Source organism: Paenibacillus sp. SAF-068, assembly GCF_051967555.1.
GTDB lineage: Bacteria > Bacillota > Bacilli > Paenibacillales > Paenibacillaceae > Paenibacillus.
Genome location: NZ_JBQCJX010000001.1, coordinates 332,969 through 353,687 on the forward strand (window position 1 = coordinate 332,969; position 20,719 = coordinate 353,687).

At 47.6% G+C, this 20,719-nt stretch carries 13 protein-coding genes; 9 read left to right on the forward strand and 4 right to left on the reverse strand.

Annotation, left to right across the window (positions count from 1 at the left end; all coding sequences use genetic code 11):
• Positions 1-62: 62 nt before the first annotated feature.
• The gene (locus tag ACTHPG_RS01380) at positions 63-1,880 is read right to left on the reverse strand and encodes an ABC transporter ATP-binding protein (RefSeq protein ID WP_440387293.1); all 1,818 of its coding nucleotides are present in this window, start codon (positions 1,878-1,880) and stop codon (positions 63-65) included.
• Entirely contained in the window at positions 1,873-3,615 is a 1,743-nt protein-coding gene (locus tag ACTHPG_RS01385) for an ABC transporter ATP-binding protein (RefSeq protein WP_440387294.1), read from the reverse strand. Before ACTHPG_RS01385 ends, ACTHPG_RS01380 begins: the two co-directional genes overlap by 8 nt.
• Positions 3,616-3,975: 360 nt before the next feature.
• On the opposite strand from ACTHPG_RS01385, the gene ACTHPG_RS01390 reads away from it, so the two are divergent.
• The 8 genes from ACTHPG_RS01390 (at position 3,976) to ACTHPG_RS01425 (ending at position 15,392) form a co-directional block, all read left to right on the forward strand.
• On the forward strand, positions 3,976-4,899 hold the full coding sequence (locus ACTHPG_RS01390) for an S-layer homology domain-containing protein (RefSeq protein WP_440387296.1): 924 nt from the start codon (positions 3,976-3,978) through the stop codon (positions 4,897-4,899).
• 788 nt (positions 4,900-5,687) lie between these two features.
• Positions 5,688-6,659: an ABC transporter permease gene (locus tag ACTHPG_RS01395; protein WP_440387297.1), complete on the forward strand. Its 972-nt coding sequence runs from the start codon at positions 5,688-5,690 to the stop codon at positions 6,657-6,659.
• A gap of 15 nt (positions 6,660-6,674) precedes the next feature.
• The gene (locus ACTHPG_RS01400) at positions 6,675-7,583 is read left to right on the forward strand and encodes a carbohydrate ABC transporter permease (RefSeq protein WP_440387298.1); all 909 of its coding nucleotides are present in this window, start codon (positions 6,675-6,677) and stop codon (positions 7,581-7,583) included.
• Between the two features lie 41 nt (positions 7,584-7,624).
• Positions 7,625-9,220, forward strand: a complete 1,596-nt coding sequence (locus ACTHPG_RS01405) for an extracellular solute-binding protein (protein WP_440387299.1) — start codon at positions 7,625-7,627, stop codon at positions 9,218-9,220.
• Between the two features lie 106 nt (positions 9,221-9,326).
• Positions 9,327-10,613: an alpha-L-fucosidase gene (locus tag ACTHPG_RS01410; protein ID WP_440387300.1), complete on the forward strand. Its 1,287-nt coding sequence runs from the start codon at positions 9,327-9,329 to the stop codon at positions 10,611-10,613.
• A 63-nt stretch (positions 10,614-10,676) separates the two neighbouring features.
• Positions 10,677-11,699 (forward strand): carbohydrate-binding family 9-like protein, encoded by a 1,023-nt coding sequence (locus ACTHPG_RS01415; protein ID WP_440387301.1) that lies wholly within the window; start codon positions 10,677-10,679, stop codon positions 11,697-11,699.
• A 7-nt stretch (positions 11,700-11,706) separates the two neighbouring features.
• Positions 11,707-14,340, forward strand: a complete 2,634-nt coding sequence (locus ACTHPG_RS01420; RefSeq protein ID WP_440387302.1) for a transglutaminase domain-containing protein — start codon at positions 11,707-11,709, stop codon at positions 14,338-14,340.
• A gap of 5 nt (positions 14,341-14,345) precedes the next feature.
• Positions 14,346-15,392, forward strand: a complete 1,047-nt coding sequence (locus ACTHPG_RS01425) for a glycoside hydrolase family 18 protein (protein WP_440387303.1) — start codon at positions 14,346-14,348, stop codon at positions 15,390-15,392.
• A gap of 110 nt (positions 15,393-15,502) precedes the next feature.
• On the opposite strand, the gene ACTHPG_RS01430 is transcribed toward ACTHPG_RS01425, so the two are convergent.
• Both ACTHPG_RS01430 and ACTHPG_RS01435 read right to left on the reverse strand, forming a co-directional pair.
• Positions 15,503-17,803, reverse strand: a complete 2,301-nt coding sequence (locus tag ACTHPG_RS01430; RefSeq protein ID WP_440387304.1) for a helix-turn-helix domain-containing protein — start codon at positions 17,801-17,803, stop codon at positions 15,503-15,505.
• 301 nt (positions 17,804-18,104) lie between these two features.
• Positions 18,105-19,619: a glycoside hydrolase family 43 protein gene (locus ACTHPG_RS01435; RefSeq protein ID WP_440390070.1), complete on the reverse strand. Its 1,515-nt coding sequence runs from the start codon at positions 19,617-19,619 to the stop codon at positions 18,105-18,107.
• 164 nt (positions 19,620-19,783) lie between these two features.
• On the opposite strand from ACTHPG_RS01435, the gene ACTHPG_RS01440 reads away from it, so the two are divergent.
• The gene (locus ACTHPG_RS01440) at positions 19,784-20,656 is read left to right on the forward strand and encodes a helix-turn-helix domain-containing protein (RefSeq protein WP_440387305.1); all 873 of its coding nucleotides are present in this window, start codon (positions 19,784-19,786) and stop codon (positions 20,654-20,656) included.
• Positions 20,657-20,719: the final 63 nt, after the last annotated feature.

The following is a 20,719-nucleotide window of genomic DNA, read 5'->3' on the forward strand; positions in this document are numbered from 1 at the left end:
GACAGACTCAGCTGAATTCATTAGCCCGATCTATAGTTTAACACGAACTTCATTCAGGTCCATTACCCTGATATCGCTGAATTTTTACCTGCATCACGCGCATGCGTGTACAGGTCGGCATATACGCCTTGAGCTTCAATCAACTCCTGATGCGAGCCTTCCTCCACAATCTCACCATTCTCCATCACCAGAATTCGATCTGCATGCATCACCGTGGACAGACGATGGGCAATGACAATGGTGGTGCGTCCCTGGGATACCGATTCCAGAGCCTGCTGCACGAGCTGTTCCGTGTGTGAGTCCAGATTGGCGGTTGCTTCATCCAGAATGAGCACTCGAGGCTGGAACACGACGATCCGGGCAAACGATATCAACTGCCGCTCCCCGGCGGACAGTCCGCTTCCGCGTTCGGACAGATGTGTATCATACCCTTGTGACAAACGCGAAATCATGGCATGTGCTCCGACAAAATGGCAGGCTTCAATTGCCTGTTCTCGCGTAATATCCTCACGAAACATTCTCACATTATCAATGATGGAACCTGAGAACAAGAATGGTTCCTGTTGAATGAGACCCACAATCCGATGAAGGTTGGCCTGCGGCAGATGCCTAATATCGGTGCCATCAATTTCAATACTGCCGTTGTCTACATCATAGAAGCGATTGAGCAGGGAGATCAGGGTGCTTTTGCCAGCGCCTGTTGTGCCCACAATACCCACCATTTCACCCGGATAGAGGTGCAGGTTCATCTGTTGAATCAAGGGCCGATCTGCCCGATAACCAAACGACACATCATTAAAATCAATCTGGCCCATCACGTTCCGTGGTTCCATCGCTGAAGCCTGCTTAGGGTCAGGATCGGCAACTTCAGGCCGCGTATTCAGAATGTTCCAGATGCGATCCATCGACACGGTGGTGGACTGGAATGTATTCCATTGCATCGTAATCTGGTTAATGGGCTGAAAGAACTGACGAATATAGCTGATAAACGCATACAATACCCCGACTTGCAGGGACTCACCCAGTACGGCGCGACCTCCAAGCCAGACCATCATCACCAATGCCGCATTGCCAAGGATATCAAACGTCCGGTTGAAGATGACATTGGAGCGGGCTTGAGCAATGTTGGCTTTCAGATGAAGCGCATTTTGTTCCGAGAAACGTTTCTTCTGTTCTTCTTCTTGGTGAAAAGCCTGAATCAGGAACATGCCGGACAGGTTTTCCGCCGTAAATGCGATCAAACGGGAAAGACGCGTACGGGCATTCTGATAAGCTTTTCGCAGTCGACTGCGAAATAATACCGCAACAACGGCGATGACCGGTAGCACGATCAGGGAATAACTCGCCAGCACAGGGTCAAGCTGGAACATGAAGACGATAATGAGCACCAGCATCATGCCATCCCGAATCAGACTAAGCAGGACTTGAGTGAAAAAGCTGCTGATGGTTTCCGTATCACTGGATACGTTCGTGACCAGACTACCGATATGAAAACGGTCAAAGAAAGACATGGACATCTTGGAGATATGTTTGAACAGGTCCTTTCGGATCCGGGATACAATGTTCTGTCCCACATGCTGCAACAGATTATTCTGAATGTAGGTAAAAATAAAACTGATGACAGCCAGCCCGAGAAAAATGGCTGCAAGCTGAACGAGAAAGCCTACACTGGTCTGGCCGATAGCCAGATGATCATCGATGGCGATCTTCACCAGATAGGGTTGCAGCAGATCTGCCGATATGCCAAGCAGTGAGCAGAGGAAGATTCCGGCGAAGGCCCATTTATGCGGTTTGGCGTAGGCCATCATCGCTTTGAACGAAGTTCGTTTACTCTGATCGGCCTCTGCATCTGGTCTAAGTTCATCGTTAGCGTCAGACATGATGTAATCCCTCCTCCTGCAAACGATAGGTGGCCGCATATAACCCCTTGGCAGCCATCAACTGAGCATGTGTTCCCTGTTCAGCAACTCGTCCTTCATCCAGAACGATAATATCGTCCGCATGACGGACCGCGCTGATGCGATGAGAGATGATCAAAGTGGTCTTGCCCTTGCCGATCTCACGCAAACTGCGCAGAATACCACTCTCGGTGACGGCATCAACCGCGCTCATGCTGTCATCCAGAATAAGTAACTGTGCTTGCTTGATCAGTCCTCGTGCAAGGCTGGTTCGCTGACGTTGTCCACCAGACAGGGTGAGCCCGCGCTCGCCAAGCCGTGTATCAAAGCGGTCGGGAAAACGGACAATATTGTCATAGATCATGGCCTGCCGTGCACTATGTTCCACCGTATCCAGTGATACTTCCCGGTCGCTGAATGCGATGTTATCCCGGATGGTGGTACTAAACAGGAATCCATCCTGAGGGACATAGGCGATACGCGATCTCAGGCTTTCCAGCGACAGCTGCCGAATATCGGTACCATTGATGCGAATCGTTCCTTCAGGTGGTTCATATGTACGCAACAATAACTTAACGAGGGTGCTTTTACCTGAACCGGTCTTGCCGACAATACCGACCGTTCGCCCGGCACGGATATTCAGTTGAATGTTTTTGAGAGCAGGAGACGAACTGCCAGGATAAGAGAAGGTTAGATTCTCCATGGTGATGTCTTGTAAGGTTTGGAGTGCTGTAGCTTCAGGAAGTTCTCGTACATCTGCTACTTCGCTGAGCAGGTCGTTCACACGCTCCAGTGATGCACCTGAGCGCTGAACGGTATTAATGACATTGCCGATCTGTTGAAGCGGCCCCATGATGATGCGCAGATATAAGGTTAAGGCGACAAAACTCCCGAGTGTGATGGAACTCTGCATGGTCATGATACCTCCGACAAGCAGGGAAACAACCAATGAGATGGCTCCCAGCAGCGGGAGCAAGGCTTGGAACAGGGAAGACAGACGAACGAGCCGAAGCTGTTTGCTCTTGATTGCATCCACGGTAGTTCCAAAACGTGAACGGGCACTTTCTTCGATGGCAAACGTCTTGGTTACGCGAATGCCACCCAGCTGCTCTTCGGCGGATTCCGTCATGGTTGCAAGAGCTTCCTGTACGTCGCGAGAGCGCTTGCGAATCCGCGGGCCGAAAAACACGACCAGGAATGGAATCGCCAGCAAAGGTACAACACTGATTAGAATGAGCGTTAATGGAATCCCGCTAAGCATCATCATAACAATGCAGGACAACAGCAGGAAGGTGGCGTTGGTCATGAGCGTCACGCCATTGGATATCGCTTCACGTACGGAAGTCACGTCATTCATGACATAACTGAGCAGTTTTCCGTTCCCTTGTTTGGAGAAATAATGTTCGCTAAGTTCGGAAAACTTACTGAATATGCGCTCACGCGTCATGAATTCGAAGCGTCGACCGAGCTTCATAATCATGAATTGCCCAGTACCGAACAGTACATTATACCCGATGGCAATAGCCAGAAGGGAAAGGCTGTACCGTATGACCGTCTGCATCTGAAGTGTATTCTGCATCAACTGGTCCGTGAAACTGCCGAGTATGCGTGGCAAGGAAGCCTGCCCGATATTCGAAGCAATAATCAGAAGAATCGCAAGCAGATATACAGGCCAGTTCGACACAACATAACCGCGAAGTAATCCTTTCTTGGACATAAGTTTTGTTCTCCTTTTGGTATAGATGAAGTAGCTCAGCAGGTGAAGTCAAGAAAAGGGCCGACACCTGTGATTAGCGCGTCGTGCCCTCTTACTGTATGCGATCCTGTTCGCTGTTTATCCGTCATCCGATGGATTTCTCTATTCTTATTTTTGCGCTAATCCGAATCAATGTCAACGAAGTCACTTAGCAAAAAAGCAGATGAAGTAAATTATCGGCGTTGGAGAAGAGTTGTATGCACTTTTTCCGTTCTGTATTCACCAGATATCGAAATGACTGAAACATTTTCCAAGGGTGTCCCGTCTGTAGGAATGAAGAGTTGAAAAATAGGCTTTACTAATATATGGAGGTGCCAGGAAATGAAACATAAAAAAGGATTGGCTGCAACGCTTGCACTCTGCGTTTCTTTGACAGCAGGAGGTGCATCGGTACTCGCTTTTTCAGATGTGAAGGATGAGGGTCAGAAGTCGATTGTGGATTCATTGAAATCAAAAGGTATTGTTAACGGAGTAACAGCGGATCTGTTCCGTCCGGATCTCGCATTGTCCGAGCCACAAGGTGTTCAACTGATTGTGAATGCATTTGGTCTGAAAAATGCATACGCAGCTTCTGCCGCTCAGGATAAAATTAGTCCGGACACATGGTATGCCGATGCTGTACAGGCAGCTACTCAGAATGGACTGTCTATTCCTGTAGAAGTGAATCCGCAAGGCCAGATGACACGTGAACTATTTGTTACTTTGCTTCTTGAAGGAATCAATACAACCGGCAATTATCCGGTGATCATGAAGTATAATGTTGTTAAGGACGAAAATAAAATCGGTAAGGACGCCATATCTGCAGTCCAGAACCTGCTGAACATGAACATCATTGAACTGGATAAGGACGGGAACTTCCGTCCAGATCAGTCGCTTACCCGTATGGAGGCTGCAAGCATGATCTTCAATGCACTTGAATTTGTTGATAAACACGGCAATGGTGGCTCGGCAGAGCCAGCTCCAACCACTCCGGGCGAAGGCCAACAAGCGATTGTACCTGAAGTGACAACGACCAAGGTGGATGACAAAACAAACAAAGTTAAAATTAGTGCTGAAATGCCACACCCAGGTTATGGATTGAAGATTGATGATGTAAAATTGGAGAAGGATGGACGTGCCATCGTGCTCTATTCCATTATTCAACCTGACCCGGACATGATGTACCCCATGGTCATCACAAATGTGACTGCAGAAACGGATATCCCGACAGGGTATACGGCAGAAGCTCAACCTTCTGGCAAGTAAATTCCTGTAAACCCTAAAAATCACTCTCCATTCATATGTGGAGAGTGGTTTTTTTATTTGAGTCGAACCTATAAACATGTTTTGTATTCCGTAAATTATATAACTTAAAATGTCATTAATTATTACATATAAAGATGATAAAATGGGTATTTGCTTAGCTTGTAAAGCCAATTCGTGTTAATGAATCGGCTTTTTTTAATATCCTTTTCCCACATATCTATGGATATCAGATTCCATACCTTGCGCAAAATCTACACATGTGACTTCAAAAACCCAGTTTTTATAAGTGTTTATGCACCTGAAGACAAAGATAAAAACAACATATATACGAAAGAGGCAGGAGAAATATAGAATAAAGGCAAGCAATTACAGGTTTGTAGTAGCGATATATATGTGATAGATAATATTACATAACAACGCATTGGTAAAACCTTAAGTCTTGTAAAACTTACAAATCAGTATGATGCTTGTAGACATGAAGACCGTGTCAGATAAGTATATGTGGGTTTTGACTTTAAGGTCTGTTTTCTAGGTTAAGTTCAGATACGACATCTTTCAAGTTGATGTGATAAACGCTCAATGACTACTACAGGAGGATAATGAGTCAAATTCTACATGTTTTACTTCCCCGAAATGACAATGACAAGCTGCCAACCAAAGTGTAAACCCACGTGGTAACAGGTTATTCAGTGATTTTAGATGGAAAGGTAGAAATGGCATATTTACGGATTCAAGATTGAACCATAAACTCGGTATGTAAGCGTTATCAAAAGAGGAGGGAACAACCGATGCAGCCAGATGGGAAGCACGCCTTGTCGCAAAATCTATCGGTATACACGAATCCGGGCAGTAAGAAAAATAAATTATGGAGAAGGATGATTCGCAACTGGGAGTTGTATCTGTTTATCGCACCAGCCTTTTTATACTTTCTGATCTTCCATTACGGTCCGATGTACGGCATCCAGATTGCATTCAAAAACTTTATCCCAACGCTTGGAGTCACGGGAAGCCCCTGGGTCGGATTCGATCATTTCATCCGTTTCTTCAATTCTTATTATTTCTGGGATCTGCTATGGAATACCCTGAGCATCAGCTTGTATGAGTTAGCCATAGGTTTTCCGCTGCCGATCATTCTGGCGCTAGCATTCAATGAAGTGAAGGATTCCTTCTTCAAGCGTACCGTGCAGACGGTCACGTATGCACCGCATTTTATATCGGTCGTTGTGATGTCGGGAATGATCATTACCTTTTTGTCTCCCTCGTCAGGCATGATTGTCAATTTGGTGGAAGCTCTTGGATTCCAGGCACCTCAATTCCTGACGGACCCTGCGTGGTTCAAAACAGTGTATGTACTGTCGGGAGTCTGGCAAAGTGCAGGCTGGGGCACCATCATATATCTTGCCGCCCTATCTGGCGTGGACCCGCAACTGCATGAAGCGGCTGTAGTGGATGGTGCGAGCCGCTTTAAGCGGATTCTACATATTAACATACCAGCGATCATCCCTACGATTACCATCTTGTTAATTCTGAATATGGGCAGTATTTTGGGCGTCGGATTTGAGAAAATCCTGCTGCTGCAAAATCCGCTGAATATGGGCTCGTCCGATGTCATCTCCACCTTCGTCTATCGGTCCGGTCTGGTTGATGCGCAGTATAGTTTCTCTACGGCGGTAGGATTGTTCAACTCCGTAGTTAATGCGATTCTGCTCATTACCGTGAATCAGATTGCACGTCGCACCAGTGAAAACAGCCTGTGGTAAAAGGAGGGAATACACATGTCATCCGCAGTGAAAGAAAGCAGAAGTGATAAGGTGTTCTTAGTGTGCAATTACATCTATCTAACGGTAGCACTCGTGATTGTGTTGTATCCGCTACTATACATCATCAGTGCCTCAATTAGTGATCCCAAATACGTAAGCTCAGGAGAGATGTGGTTACTTCCGAAAGGAATTACATTTGAGGGCTATGCCCGTGTGTTCGAGAATACCAACATCTGGATCGGTTATAAAAACACAATTATCTATACCGTCGTAGGTACCATCGTCAACCTGATGGTTACCCTACCAGCAGCCTATGCGCTCAGCCGCTCGGACTTTGTCGGACGCGGATTCTTCATGGCTATGTTTATGGTAACGATGTTCTTCGGCGGAGGGCTTGTCCCGAGTTACCTGCTGGTCAAGGATCTTGGTATGGTGAACAGCATGTGGGCACTTATTCTGCCTGGAGCAGCATCCATATGGAATATTATCGTATGCCGTACGTTCTTCCAATCGACCATTCCCAAGGAGCTGCAGGAAGCGGCGCATATTGATGGGTGTACCAACACCCGGTTGTTCGTCAAAATCGTGCTCCCGCTTTCCATGCCAATCATTGCAGTGATGGCACTCTTTTACGGAGTGGGACACTGGAACAGCTATTTCAGCGCCATGATTTATCTGAATGATTCATCCAAGTACCCGCTGCAGCTCTTTCTGCGCCAGATTCTCGTGCTTCAGGAAATGGCGGCTCAAGGGGGAGGCGCTATCGATACATCCTCAGCAACGGCGATGAATACGAAAGCGGAGATTGCTGCACTGGTCAAATATGCTGTCATTATTGTTGCTACCCTGCCGGTCATTGCAGTTTATCCATTCCTTCAGCGTTACTTTGTCCAGGGTGTTATGATCGGTTCCGTTAAGGGATGATCTTAATCCATATACCACATTAAACAAGGGGAGTTGTTGTCATGAAAAAGCTTCGCAAGGCTTCATCCATTACACTCTGTCTCACCTTATTCGCAACATTGCTTGCAGCCTGTGGTTCAACCAACGAAGACGGAAGCGCGACCTCGAAAGTTGAGGGAGTCAAAAAAGAAGGCTTTCCCATTGTAGACAAAACGCTAACCTTGAAGGTCATGTCCCAGGATGCGGGTGTAGCCGACTGGAGCACGATGCCTGTGCTGCAAGAAATGGAGAAACTGTCGGGCATCAAGTTGGAATACCAACTATCACCGATCGACAGCTTTGAAACGAAAAAAAATCTGGTATTTGCCAGCGGAGACTTGCCGGATATGTTCTATGCTGCGGACCTCAAGCCAGCCGAGCAGGTGACATATGGCAGTCAGGGCATCCTGATTCCGTTGGAGAAATACATTGACGAAGGTTACGCCCCGAATATCAAAAAGATTCTTGATGAGAACCCGGATGTCCGCAAATCATTTACAACACCTGATGGGCATATGTATGCACTCCCATTCATTGATAAAGCGGCTGTGTGGTATAGAGGCCCAATGTGGTACAACGGGGAATTCCTAAAGGCGCTTAATGTAGAAGAGCCCAAGACCACGGAAGAATTGTATACGTATCTCAAACGTGTAAAAGAAGAAGATCCTAACGGCAATGGCCAGCAAGATGAGATTCCGCTTACCTCTGTAAAACTGGATGATCTTCGCATGTTTTTCTTCGGCTTCTGGGGAATGTACAACGAAGGCATCTATTCCGATAAGGATGGTAAAGTTCACTACCCTTATCAAGAAGAAGGTTATAAAGGGTATCTGACATTCATGAATCGTTTGTGGAAGGAAGACTTGCTGGATCATGAGACATTCTCTCAAACAGGCGATCAGAAAAAAGCAAAAGGTGTAAGCAACAGACTTGCACTATTCAACGATTACCATCCATACTTCACACTCGGCGGTGAACCCAGCACGGATCACCCGCTGATGACTCCAGTGAAGAGCGAAGTGGCAGACTCTCCGGTATATGGCAAACACCCGGGTATGTCGGCTCGTGGTACCTTTGCGATTACGAGCAGCAACCCGTCACCTGAGGCGACGATGCGCTGGATTGATTACTTGTACAGCTATGAAGGTGCGACTCTGTTTAATCAAGGTCCGGAAGGTGTGTTATGGCAATTCAAAGACAAGGAAAATCACGTAAAAGAGTGGCTTCCCGTTCCTGGGGGTGGGGATCGTGAGGAATACCGTGGTAAGATCACGCCGAACTTTGGTATCTTGACACCGGGCATTAATGATCCGGAAGTAGCGAAGGGTCTTCGCACCGAATTTGATGAGTGGATTGACCAGCAGAATCAAGAGAAGTTGGTACCTATCGGAAAAGCACCATTTCCCAACGTTTATTTGACGAATGAAGAACAAAGCGAGGCCACCGCTCTGTTGTCTGACCTGGACACGTACGTCAAGCAGATGGAAGCAAAGTTCGTGACGGGTCAGGAACCCCTTGAGAACTGGGATAAGTACATTGCACAGATGAAGAAAATGGGCAGTGACCGTATCATCGAACTATATCAAGGGGCTTATGATCGCTGGAATTCCGGGCAATAAAAGAAGGCTGTCAACATACTTCCCAGGGAGGAAGAAAGATAACCGCTAGCTTCATTAATTTTATATTTTTCGTATATCACAATGCTCGGGGGAGGTGTGAACAGATATGCAAAAATGGTTTGAAGAAGCCAAGCTGGGGATATTCATCCACTATGGCATCTATGCGGTAGACGGGGTTGCGGAGTCTTGGTCCTTCTATAATGGCAGGATGTCCTACGATGAATATATGAAGCAACTGAATGGGTTTACGGCTTCGGAATTCAACGCGGAGAAGTGGGCGGACCTGATTGAAAAGTCTGGAGCCCGGTATGCGGTGCTGACAACGAAGCATCATGATGGCGTTGCGTTATGGGATACGCAATATAGTGACCTGAATGTCGTCAAACAGACACCGGCGAATCGGGACATCGTGAGGGAGTATGCGGAAGCGATCCGTGAGAAAGGGATTCATCTGGGGATGTATTATTCACTTATTGATTGGTCACACCCGGATTATCCTAGTGTATTTGAAGGTGGAAAAGTGCCGGAGGATCTCAGCGGTGTCAACCGATATTCAAGTCCTGTGGACGGCATTCAAGATCAGGAAAAGTGGCAGAAGTTCCTGCAATTCAATAACCATCAACTGGGGGAGATTTTAACCAATTACGGAAAGGTGGATCTACTATGGTTTGATGGAGATTGGGAACGGAGTGCTCAGCAGTGGAATTTGCCGGAGTTCAAACATTACCTGCACTCCTTCAACCCGGATATCATCATCAACTCCCGCCTTCAGGGTTATGGGGATTACCAAACGCCTGAGCAGGGCATTCCGATTACAAGACCGGAGGGACCCTGGGAATTCTGTACCACGATCAACACATCTTGGGGTTATGTGCCAACCGATCATAAATATAAATCCCTGAATCAGATCATTCGGATGTTCTGTGATTGTATATCAATGGGCGGTAATATGTTGTTGGATATCGGTCCACGTGAAGATGGCACCATCGACCAGAGGCAGGAGGACATCCTGCTTGGGCTGGGAGCATGGATTCGAACGCATGAAGAGGCCGTCTTCGGAACGGGTGAAGGCATATTGTCCCGTTATTATCTAGGGGGAAGCACTGTATCGGAGGATCGAAAAATGCTTTTCCTGTTTGTGTACGACGATCCAAAAGAGAATGTGTGCATCAAAGGTCTCTGCAATCAGATCAAGAAGATTACTGTGCTGCATTCGGGCAAAGAGCTCCATCATGAGATTCATGGAGGCGTACCTTGGTTCAATATCCCGGGGACAACATGGATCAAGATGACCCCGGAGGACGCGCATGAACAGGTGACCGTCCTTAAGCTCGAATTCGATGAGGAGCTGGAAATGTACGGCGGCGCTGGAGCGGTTGTCACCCATAACTAACCATTACAAGGAGGGCATGTGCCGATAGATACATGCCCTCCTTTATGAATTGGAGAGATCGACATGAATCGAAGTGGAGTGCCAGAACCCAGGATTGAGTATGCTCCCAAACATTATATATGCAAGCGAGCGCAGGAACCGCTGGTGTTAGACGGCCGTGTGGATAAGGCGTTTTGGGATGTGGCCGCTTGGACGGATGATTTCGTTGATATCGAAGGTGATCTTCGTCCGAAGCCCGGGAAGCAGACGCGTGTAAAAATGCTGTGGGATGACAACTATTTCTACGTTGCTGCCGAGCTGATTGAAGATCAGATATGGGCTACGTTAACTGAGCGTGATTCCGTTATTTTCTATGACAATGACTTTGAGATTTTTATCGATCCCGATGGGGATTCCCATCAATATTATGAGTTCGAAATCAATGCGCTCAATACGGTATGGGATCTGTTATTGGTGAAGCCTTATCGGGATGGTGGACCGCCAGTCAACGGTTGGGATATCAGCGGTCTCAAGACGGCCGTATATATCGATGGTGAACTGAACAATCCTGGGGCGGATAACCGGAAATGGAGCGTGGAAGTCGCCATTCCCTGGACCAGTCTGATGGAATGCGCCGCAGGAAACCGCCCGCCTGCGCCGGGTGAATTCTGGCGTATCAACTTCTCGCGTGTGGAATGGCAGACCGAGATACAGGGCGATGAGTACCGCAAGGTGCTGAACCCGGATACGGGCAACCCTTATCCGGAGGACAACTGGGTGTGGTCACCTATGGGCATTATCAATATGCATTACCCAGAGTTATGGGGGTATGTTGTATTCTCGGATGATCGAACAGATCAATCATTTGAGTTGCCGGAGGATGAACGAATCCAATGGGAGCTTCGCAGACTCTATTACCGTGAACGCAATTATTATGAAACCCATGGCGAATTTACCCAAGATATGAAGTTGCTTATGGGTGAGGAATTGTTGAGCTGTAAGCCTGTTATTGAAACGACTCGCAGCTTGTTCCAGATTACTGCGCCTTCTTCGGACGGCAAGGCCTTGATCTGTATTCGGGAAGACGGAAAGCTGTGGAAGGAGTGAGAACACGATGACCAGCGAAACCTTGGTATTTAACCTGGATGCACAGTCATTGGAGCGGATCGAGCAGAAGTTCCAGGAGAAGGAACGTTTTGCAGCGGCCCGCCAATCGGAGTTGTTTGATATTTTTCAGCAGGAGCTAACGCAAGAAGAGACATGGGCATTGAAATATGTCTATGCCTATATGCCGGTAAACGACATGGCTGATTATAACGGGGACTTGTTCTTGAGCCATGTGCGCCACGCTTTGGACACCCGCATACGTGTACCTTGGGGAGATCGCATTCCGGATCATTTGTTCCTTCATTTTGTACTGCCTTATCGCATAAATACGGAAAATATTGAAGATTTCCGAGGTTTGATCTATGACGAATTAGCCGAGCGGACAGCGAAGTTATCCATGGCAGATGCCATTCTGGAGACCAATTACTGGTGTCATGAGAAAGCGACCTATATTGGCAGTGATCTGCGTACGATATCACCGCTGACGATGATCCGAAATGCTCGTGGTCGCTGCGGCGAAGAATCCACGCTGGCGGTGGCCGCTCTTCGCAGCATCGGTATCCCTGCCCGTCAGGTCTACACACCGCGCTGGGCTCACTGTGACAGTAATCATGCCTGGGTAGAAGCCTGGGCAGATGGCCAATGGTATTACATCGGGGCATGCGAGCCTGAAGCTCGCCTGAACCAAGGGTGGTTCAGCCCGCCAGCCCGCAGGGCGATGCTGATTAATACGAGGATCTATGCCGACTATCCCGGCCCCGAGGATATTACGCTTTCCGAAAAGGGATTTACGGAGATTAATCTGCTTGAGAACTACGCACCAACGCGCAGCATCGATGTGAAGGTGAAAAATGAGCAGGGCGAGCCTGTAACTGGCGCGAGCGTACGCTTCGAGCTGTACAATACGGCTGAATTATATCCCATTGCCGAGATTAGGACAGACGCACAAGGGGAAGTGACCTTTAAGACAGGCTGTGGCGACCTGTTGATTCGTGCGGTCAGCGGCGGCAAGTCGAGTGAGATCCTATGCAAGGCTCAGGAGAACAAGATTATCGAAATGGTGTTGGATTCGTCAGAGCAACCATCAGGGAGCGTGGACTTTGATATGGTTCCTCCGCCTGAAGGGGAAGGAGAGGTCGCCGCTGCGTTACCTGAAGAGAAGATGCAGGAACACAACCGTCGTCTGGAGCAAGGAGCACAGACCCGTGGCGGGTACGAGGACACTTTCCTGCGTGAGGAGGAAGCTATCTCGCTAGCTAAAGGGGTTGGACTCCCCCCGGTGCGAGTGTGGAATGTTCTTCATAAGGCACGGGGGAACAGCCGTGAAATTGCAGCTTTCCTGGAGGAGTGCTCCAATGTATACGGTGAGTGGCCGCTTCGTCTACTGGAGTTGATGAATGAAAAAGATTTAATTGATACTTTTCGCCAGACGCTGGACGATCATCTGATTGGTGCGCTCTCGCAACAAGGATCTTGGGCGGAAGATACATTCGTGAGATACATCCTGTGTCCGCGGATCTCCTATGAGATGCTGGTCCCTTATCGAGGTGTATTCCAGAATGCCTATTCGCCAGATGAGGCGACAGCGTTCAGGAAGAATCCTTCGACACTTGCCCGAATGCTGGAACAGCAATATGAATACTATGAAGATCTTCCTAATCTAAAAGGCAAAGGGAATCCGATTGGAACGTTTAGTCTAATGAAGGGGGACTATCAGTCGCTGGATATTTTGTTTGTGGCTGTATGTCGCAGTTTGGGTATCCCGGCCCGATTACATCCGAGCGCTCAGAAACCACAGTATCTAAGCGACAGAGGATGGGAGGATGTGGTGTTTGGTCTCACCTCACCTCGAACTCAGGTAAGCACAAGCTGGGGAAAGCTCCAACTTTGTAGAGATCCAAAAGCTTCGCAGGATACACCTGCAGCATCCTATTTTGAGAACTTCTCGTTTGCCCGTCTCGAAGATGGTGTTTATAAGACGCTGATTCATCCTTATGGCAGTACGGATGTTTATAGCAAGCCATATGAGGTCGAACCAGGTGCTTATCGTTTAACGACAGGCATTCGTTTGAAAGATGGAACGGTAAACGTACGCTTCATATACTTTACCGTGAATGCCGGAGATACAACTGAGGTTGTGTTAACTTATCGCGAGATAGAGGTTGATATTCCTGTACTGGGTAAACTTGCACCAGGAAGTATACTGACCCATCTGAATGGTTCAGAGGTGGAGCTGGAGGAACTTCTGGGATCGGAGGGCGCCATCGCGGCCTGGATTGAACCGGAGCGGGAACCGACGAAACATCTGATCCGTGAACTGTGCGAGCTGGCAGAACCGCTGGATAAGCTGGGCATACCCATCGTGCTTGTGACCGGAATCATGGAATGGAACGCTTCCTTTGACCCTGTTGGTTATCCAAAGCTCCCTGTACGCACGGTTTTTGTACGAGATTCCAGTTATGCTTCCTTGTCAGGCTTCATAACGAAGTCTGCTGCTTACGAAGCGGGCTATCCACATCTGTTCGTGCTGGATACTCAGTATCAGATTCGCTATTCGGCTTCCGGGTACAAGATCGGTACAGGGAAGGAAGCCCTGCAGGTTGCTGCTGCGATAACACAATCATTGAAGGGGACGGAGTGAAGAGGGTGACGAATTTTATTGCTGCAGGTTATGCCGTGGATTCTGTTCTTCCTGACATGACACACGAGGATCTATTGAAGTTAACACATCTGAACGTAGCCTTCGGACATGTTAAGAATGATATGATCACCACCGAGCATTTAAAAAATGGCCATGTGATCCGGAACATGAAGCGGGATCATCCGAATCTTACGGTACTGTTGTCTGTAGGCGGATGGAGTGCGGGCGGTTTTTCCGAAGCCGCCTCAACCCAGTCAGGAAGGGAAAGCATGGCAGCATCGGCGGTTAGGGTGCTGGAGGAATATCCTTTTGACGGGATCGATCTGGATTGGGAGTATCCTTGTTATGGTGAAGCCGGTATTGCATCCAGCCCTGATGATAAACGAAATTTCACCTTGCTTCTCAAAACGATCCGGGAGGCACTGAATGCCAAGGGAGCAGAGGATGGCCGTCATTATCTGCTGACCATTGCGGCAGGGGCTGATCAATATTATGTAGACGGTACAGAGATGGCCGAGGTGCAGCAATATTTGGACTACATCCAGTTGATGACCTATGATATGCGCGGCGGTTTTCAGGTTCTGACCGGACATCATACGAATCTGTACACGCCAACCGGAGATTTGTTTCGAATGAGTACGGATGTTTCCGTGACCCTGTTTGTTCGCGCCGGGGTTCCGAGGGAGAAGATTGTGATCGGCTCCGCCTTCTATTCCCGAATCTGGACTGAGGTTCCTGACCGAAACCATGGGCTCCATCAAATGGCTGGCAGTACAGGCGGCTATGGTCCGTCATTTGCCGAACTGGAAGCGAAGTACATCACCAAGAATGGTTACACCCGTTATTGGGATGAAGAAGCCTGTGCACCGTTTCTGTTTAATGGGTCCAGCCTCATATCGTATGACGATGAAGAATCGATCCGATGCAAATGTGATTACGTAAAGGAGCAAGGTCTGGCCGGGATCATGTTCTGGGAGTACAGCTGTGATCCGACGGGCCGTTTGCTGGATGCAGTGCATCAAGGATTTCATCAGTTCCCGGCTGGAAAATAGGATCAATACACCGGTCGCCACGGATCGGTATACGTATACGAACTGATCCCAATACCAAACCTCCCCTAACCATGTGGTCAGGGGAGGTTTCTATTTATTCAACAAGCCTTTTATCCAATACACTCTTCCTCCTCATCATCCGGGGAATCGGCGGAACCGTTGGGACGGTGCATTTTACGGTATTGGCCTGGGGTATAACCCGTTTCTTTCTTGAATTTGCGGATGAAGTTCGGTGTGTCCAGATAACCGACGCGAGTGATGATGTCTTTTAACGGATCGGTTGTATGCAGCAGTAGTCGAATGACCTCATCCACTCGTTTCTGCCAGATATATTGGGTGAAATTCATGCCGATCTTTTCTTTGAAAGAACGACTGAAATAGGATGAAGAGATCGTAAATTTCGATGAAATCGTACCTAGACTGAGGTCATAATCCGAGAAATTGGCATCAATATAGGCGACGATTTCATCCATCAGGGAGCTTTCTTCCGTCTCACTCTTCGCCTCGACATGGGCGCAGATTTCGGCGACAAGGCCTGTTAGTTTCTTCTCCAGATCCTCCAGCGAGTCATAGGACGTGATCCTTGGAAGTTGATCAACCAGATGATGGATTCCAAGCTCCGAGGCGGTTTTGAGCATGGTATTCAGAATATCAAAGCAGATGCAACGCAGCAGCGGTACAGATGGCATTTCAGCTTTCAGATTATTCAACGCGGTCGAAACCATCTGAACCGCCACGTCATAGCTACCTTGTTTTAAGCTCTGGACCAGTTTTAATAACACATCCTTAGGGACCCAGAAGGAAGAATCCTGTACACCGGAACCGGAAAGGTCCTTAAAGTATGTACTGTTGCCCTGTCCGTGCAGCATCGATGCTTCCAGAGCAGTCGAAGCCTCGATGTAGGACTGATTCAGTTGTTTCGGATAAGTGTACCTATTACCTATCCCGATTGCAGGCGCGACCCCGGTGTGTTCCACCACCATCCATTGCAGTTGTTCAACAATAGGTTCCATGCGGGCATTGAGACTGCCTTCGTGCCCTATTTCGGCATCGAATCCTACAATAAAGGCCAATTGGTCTGCCTGTGGAAGCTCCACGCCGTAAGCATATGCAGATAACTCGGGCAGCTCCACATCATTCATCAGTTGTACGACAGTAGGTTGCTCGGGGTTATCACTGATAGGAAAAGCGTGCATTTCCCAGCCCATGGTCATGACAAAATAATGAGAACGGTTGAAGCGTATGCCAAGCTTATCTGTAAACTCAGAGGGAAAATCTCCGGTGTGACCGTATTTCAACAGCATGAGCAAAATATGATTGCGGGCATAGGGTTCCTGAAGATCCACACGCTGACTATAATCATGAAGTGTTTTCTTGATCCATTCCAGCTCGTTGGTGGTTGCGGTTGGATCAGGATCATTCTTCAACCGAATGAACTCCATTAAGTCTGAAATGGGATGGTATTGTCTTCGGGCCAACATGATGGCAAGGATGGTACCCATCGTCACCACAAAGGAAAATACAAGGATAATAAAGGTTCGGATATGGACAATTCGGCTGAAAAACTGGTTGCTTGGCATAGCGGTTACATAAGTCCAACCCGTATCCGATTTAACGGATACAACCGAATGCGGTTCTTGATTCAAGGAGATGCTGTGCGTTCCAGGTTCAAGGGTAAACAGCGAGTTGACTTCCTGTTCGGATGTGACTTCTCCCTTGTAATTGGCTGCCAGTACTTGCCCGTAATTATCGAAAATATAAGTCATCCCGTGATAGTCACTGAGGATCGAATCGATCAGACCGGTCAGATTAGACTCGTGGATCAGGTACATCACGGTTCCGTGGGCGGGCGTATTATTAGGTGCAATTGGTACAAGGTAGGCCAGCATGGAATTGGGGATTCGGGTTCCTTGGACGACCTGCTCGGCTGGTCGTATCGTGGGAAACGGGACGTTATTCAAATCCCGGACCATGTCCGTTTGGTTCCAGGTATTAAATTTGTAGCGGGCCGAGAATACATCCAGATTCTCAGAGCCTTGAGAAGAGTAGATGTTATCGTCTCCGCGGAAAAACAGGAATAACTCATCGATAATGGAACTGGTGGCTTTGTATTTGACTAATGCGTTAATGGATTCCCGGCTATAGTAGGGATGGTGGGTCCAATATCTCGTTAACTGCTCATCGTAGGCGATGCGAAACGCGATGTCCTGCAATTCCTTCATGCGATCATCGATGACCGTTTTGGCTTGAGTGAGCTGATTAACATTGGTCTGTTCAATCTCTGAACGGAGCGTGTCCACAGCATTGTGATAAATAATGATGGTTAATATAACAAGAGGGATAAGGAAGATGGAGATATAGGATAGTGTGTACTTAAGCAGAAGCTTGGACTTGAAGTGATTCCATTTCATATCTGCAACCTCCCGTTTTTCTTTCGTGCTGCAGCGATAGCGCTCTCATATGGGCAGTAAGTGTATTGCCAAGATGGGAGCTGCTGGGGTGTTCCTTCTGAAAATACTAGGAGAACTTCTCTAATAAAGCAATGGTTCTTTTATAAATTCCAGTGCAATCCGTAAGAAAGATATAGCTATAGCAAAATCCCCTCAAAGTTTACTCATTTCCTTATGCTACCACACAAGGCTTTTCAAAGAGTATCAACTTTAAGGGGATAATTATCGTCGAGCAAATATTTAAATTTAGGAGTTAAAATGATTATTCATCCAGCGGTTCATAGTCGAACCAGTCGAAACTTGCAGGAGTACATTCTCCCGATGGATCGTGAGCATACATGGCTACAATGACACCGGTGAAGCCGCTTGCTACTTCCGTAGATAACAGATGAGTTTCACCTGAACCCACTTCAATGGCGTCGGATGAACCTTGCTGATAGAGGAATGTAAAGTGATTCCGGTCAGTCTTGATCTGTAACACAACAGGTCCGTTGTCACAGTCAAAGACCTGTTCGGTTCTTAAAGAGCCGACGGTTCGCCGCAATACGATTTTCTTCTGCTCGTCGATCTGTGTGACAGCCAAATCGTAATGATATTTATGATTCATAAATAAGGTTAACCCGGCTTCCTCACCGTTCACACGCGGTTCATAATTTAGCTCGGTCCCCAACTTGCATGAGAAATGTCTTAATCGACGCCCAACAAAGGCTGGATTTCTGCCATCATCGAGTGAAACCGAATGACCGCGGAGGATCAGATGTCCGGGAATTTCTGTGAGCGTCCAACTATCTGGAGCCGGGTTGCGCAAGAAGATCCAATTCAGGTCCAATAATGCGTCATTAAAATCATCCCGAATAACCTGAGGCGACCAAGGGTGCTCAGGCAACACAGGCCCAGTCATCTCCTGCTCGATATGTCCGTCCATACCAATCACGGGCCAACCGTTATCCGACCAAGTGACAGGTGCAAGGAATGTTTCGCGTCCCAGGTGGTGCCGCATGGGGTAACCTGCTGGACGAATTCCAAGGAATACAGCCCACCAGCTTCCATCCTGGATCTGGACAAGATCTGCATGACCGGTTGCGTGGATGCTGGATTTCATGCTTCGGTTGGACAGAATCGGATTATGTGGACACGGCTCAAATGGTCCGTATGGCTCTGTGCTTCGAGCAATGGTTTCCATATGACCATACTCGGTTCCACCTTCGGCGATCATCAGATAGTAGAGGCCATTTATTTTATACATGTGGGGAGCTTCCGGGGCTGCTCCTCCGGTTCCGGCCCAGATTAATCGGCTATCTGTCAGTCTCGTTCCGGTCCCAAGGTCTATCTCGCACTGATAGATGCCCTCGCCTTCATCGCCGTTACAGGCAGTTTGGAAATACACACGTCCATCTTCATCGAAGAGAAAAGAGGGATCAATGCCGCCCTGATCAACAAAAATTGGAGCAGACCATGGTCCCTCGGGCTTAGCACTACGTACATAAAAATTCCCGCCGCCGCTGACATTGGTTGTAGTCATATAGAAAGAGCCATCATGGTACCGGAGAGTGGGGGCATAAATGCCGCCAGAGCTGCCTGCATTCGCTAGAGGGAGTTGCTCCGTTGTTGTGAGGACATGGCCGATTTGTCGCCAGTTCACAAGGTCTTTACTGTGGAAGATAGGCACACCAGGGAAATATTCAAAAGTACTGGTTACCAGATAATAGTCTTCATCTACACGGCAGATACTTGGATCTGGATAAAACCCCGGAATCACCGGATTGGTATATTTCATCATGTGATGCTCCTATTCATTGTGAGAGTTTAATAAGGTCCTGAAAATGAGTGGTATCCTTGCTACAAGAGGAATTATATCGTCTTCAAGCATCTCCAACCTTGATTTTTCGGTCCTCGAATAGCATGATATAGACATTCAACCCAACATGGTTTGCGGAGGGGATGCTTTTGAGTAATGCATATTTGAGATGGTTTACTTCAGATCATCAACAATTTCCGTTTTTTATCCAGTACGGTGGACATGCCGAGGACATGGAGCTTCATAATCATGTGGACTTTACGGAACTTGTCATTGTTCTGAGTGGTCATGCAACACATGTGGTGAACACCGAGGAATTTTTTATCAAAAAGGGAAACACGTTTGTGATTAATGGCGACACCCATCACGCCTATAAAGACCCTCATGATTTCAGGATCTGTAACATTATGTTCAGTCCTGAGATGCTTGCTTCGGCTGGGCCCGATCTTAGAAAATCGAACGGCTTTCAGGCCCTGTTTGTTTTGGAACCGTTTTATCGCAATATTCACTCTTTTCCAAGTAAACTCTCGTTATCCATTTCCAGTCTGGAGTATGTAGAATCGCTAATATCGTTCATGATTGAGGAGTATCAGAGTAAACAGCAAGGGTATCAGACCATGTTGATCTCACGCCTGATGGAGATGGTTGTTTATTTGTCGAGACAATATGATACACAGGAGAAAGGGATCGAGGGTAATAATCTGATGCATCTGGCCAATGCCATTTCATTTATTGAAGATCATTATCTTGAGCCACTGTCGTTGGAGGATATTGCGGGGAAGTCGAACATCTCCATAAGGCATCTGAATCGGATTTTTCGTTCCTATTATCAGATGACCCCAATGTCTTATCTGCAGAAGTTGCGTCTAGAGAAGGCATGTCATTTGTTGAAAAACGGGAATCTGTCCATCACGGAAATATCGTATGAATGTGGATTTAACGACAGTAATTATTTCACCCGCCAGTTCAAGAAAGCTTTTGGTAAGTCCCCCAAAACATACAGGCAGAATCATTAATATTGGAAATGCCAAAACAGGACCTCCTTATAGGGAGGTCTGTTTTGGTGTCTTCAGGGAAAC

Coding starts and splice junctions, on each gene's coding strand:
- ACTHPG_RS01380 (WP_440387293.1), bottom strand. CDS start 1,880: ATGTCTGACGCTAACGATGAACTTAGACCAGATGCAGAGGCCGATCAG.
- ACTHPG_RS01385 (WP_440387294.1), bottom strand. CDS start 3,615: ATGTCCAAGAAAGGATTACTTCGCGGTTATGTTGTGTCGAACTGGCCT.
- ACTHPG_RS01390 (WP_440387296.1), top strand. CDS start 3,976: ATGAAACATAAAAAAGGATTGGCTGCAACGCTTGCACTCTGCGTTTCT.
- ACTHPG_RS01395 (WP_440387297.1), top strand. CDS start 5,688: ATGCAGCCAGATGGGAAGCACGCCTTGTCGCAAAATCTATCGGTATAC.
- ACTHPG_RS01400 (WP_440387298.1), top strand. CDS start 6,675: ATGTCATCCGCAGTGAAAGAAAGCAGAAGTGATAAGGTGTTCTTAGTG.
- ACTHPG_RS01405 (WP_440387299.1), top strand. CDS start 7,625: ATGAAAAAGCTTCGCAAGGCTTCATCCATTACACTCTGTCTCACCTTA.
- ACTHPG_RS01410 (WP_440387300.1), top strand. CDS start 9,327: ATGCAAAAATGGTTTGAAGAAGCCAAGCTGGGGATATTCATCCACTAT.
- ACTHPG_RS01415 (WP_440387301.1), top strand. CDS start 10,677: ATGAATCGAAGTGGAGTGCCAGAACCCAGGATTGAGTATGCTCCCAAA.
- ACTHPG_RS01420 (WP_440387302.1), top strand. CDS start 11,707: ATGACCAGCGAAACCTTGGTATTTAACCTGGATGCACAGTCATTGGAG.
- ACTHPG_RS01430 (WP_440387304.1), bottom strand. CDS start 17,803: ATGAAATGGAATCACTTCAAGTCCAAGCTTCTGCTTAAGTACACACTA.
- ACTHPG_RS01435 (WP_440390070.1), bottom strand. CDS start 19,619: ATGAAATATACCAATCCGGTGATTCCGGGGTTTTATCCAGATCCAAGT.
- ACTHPG_RS01440 (WP_440387305.1), top strand. CDS start 19,784: ATGCTTTTGAGTAATGCATATTTGAGATGGTTTACTTCAGATCATCAA.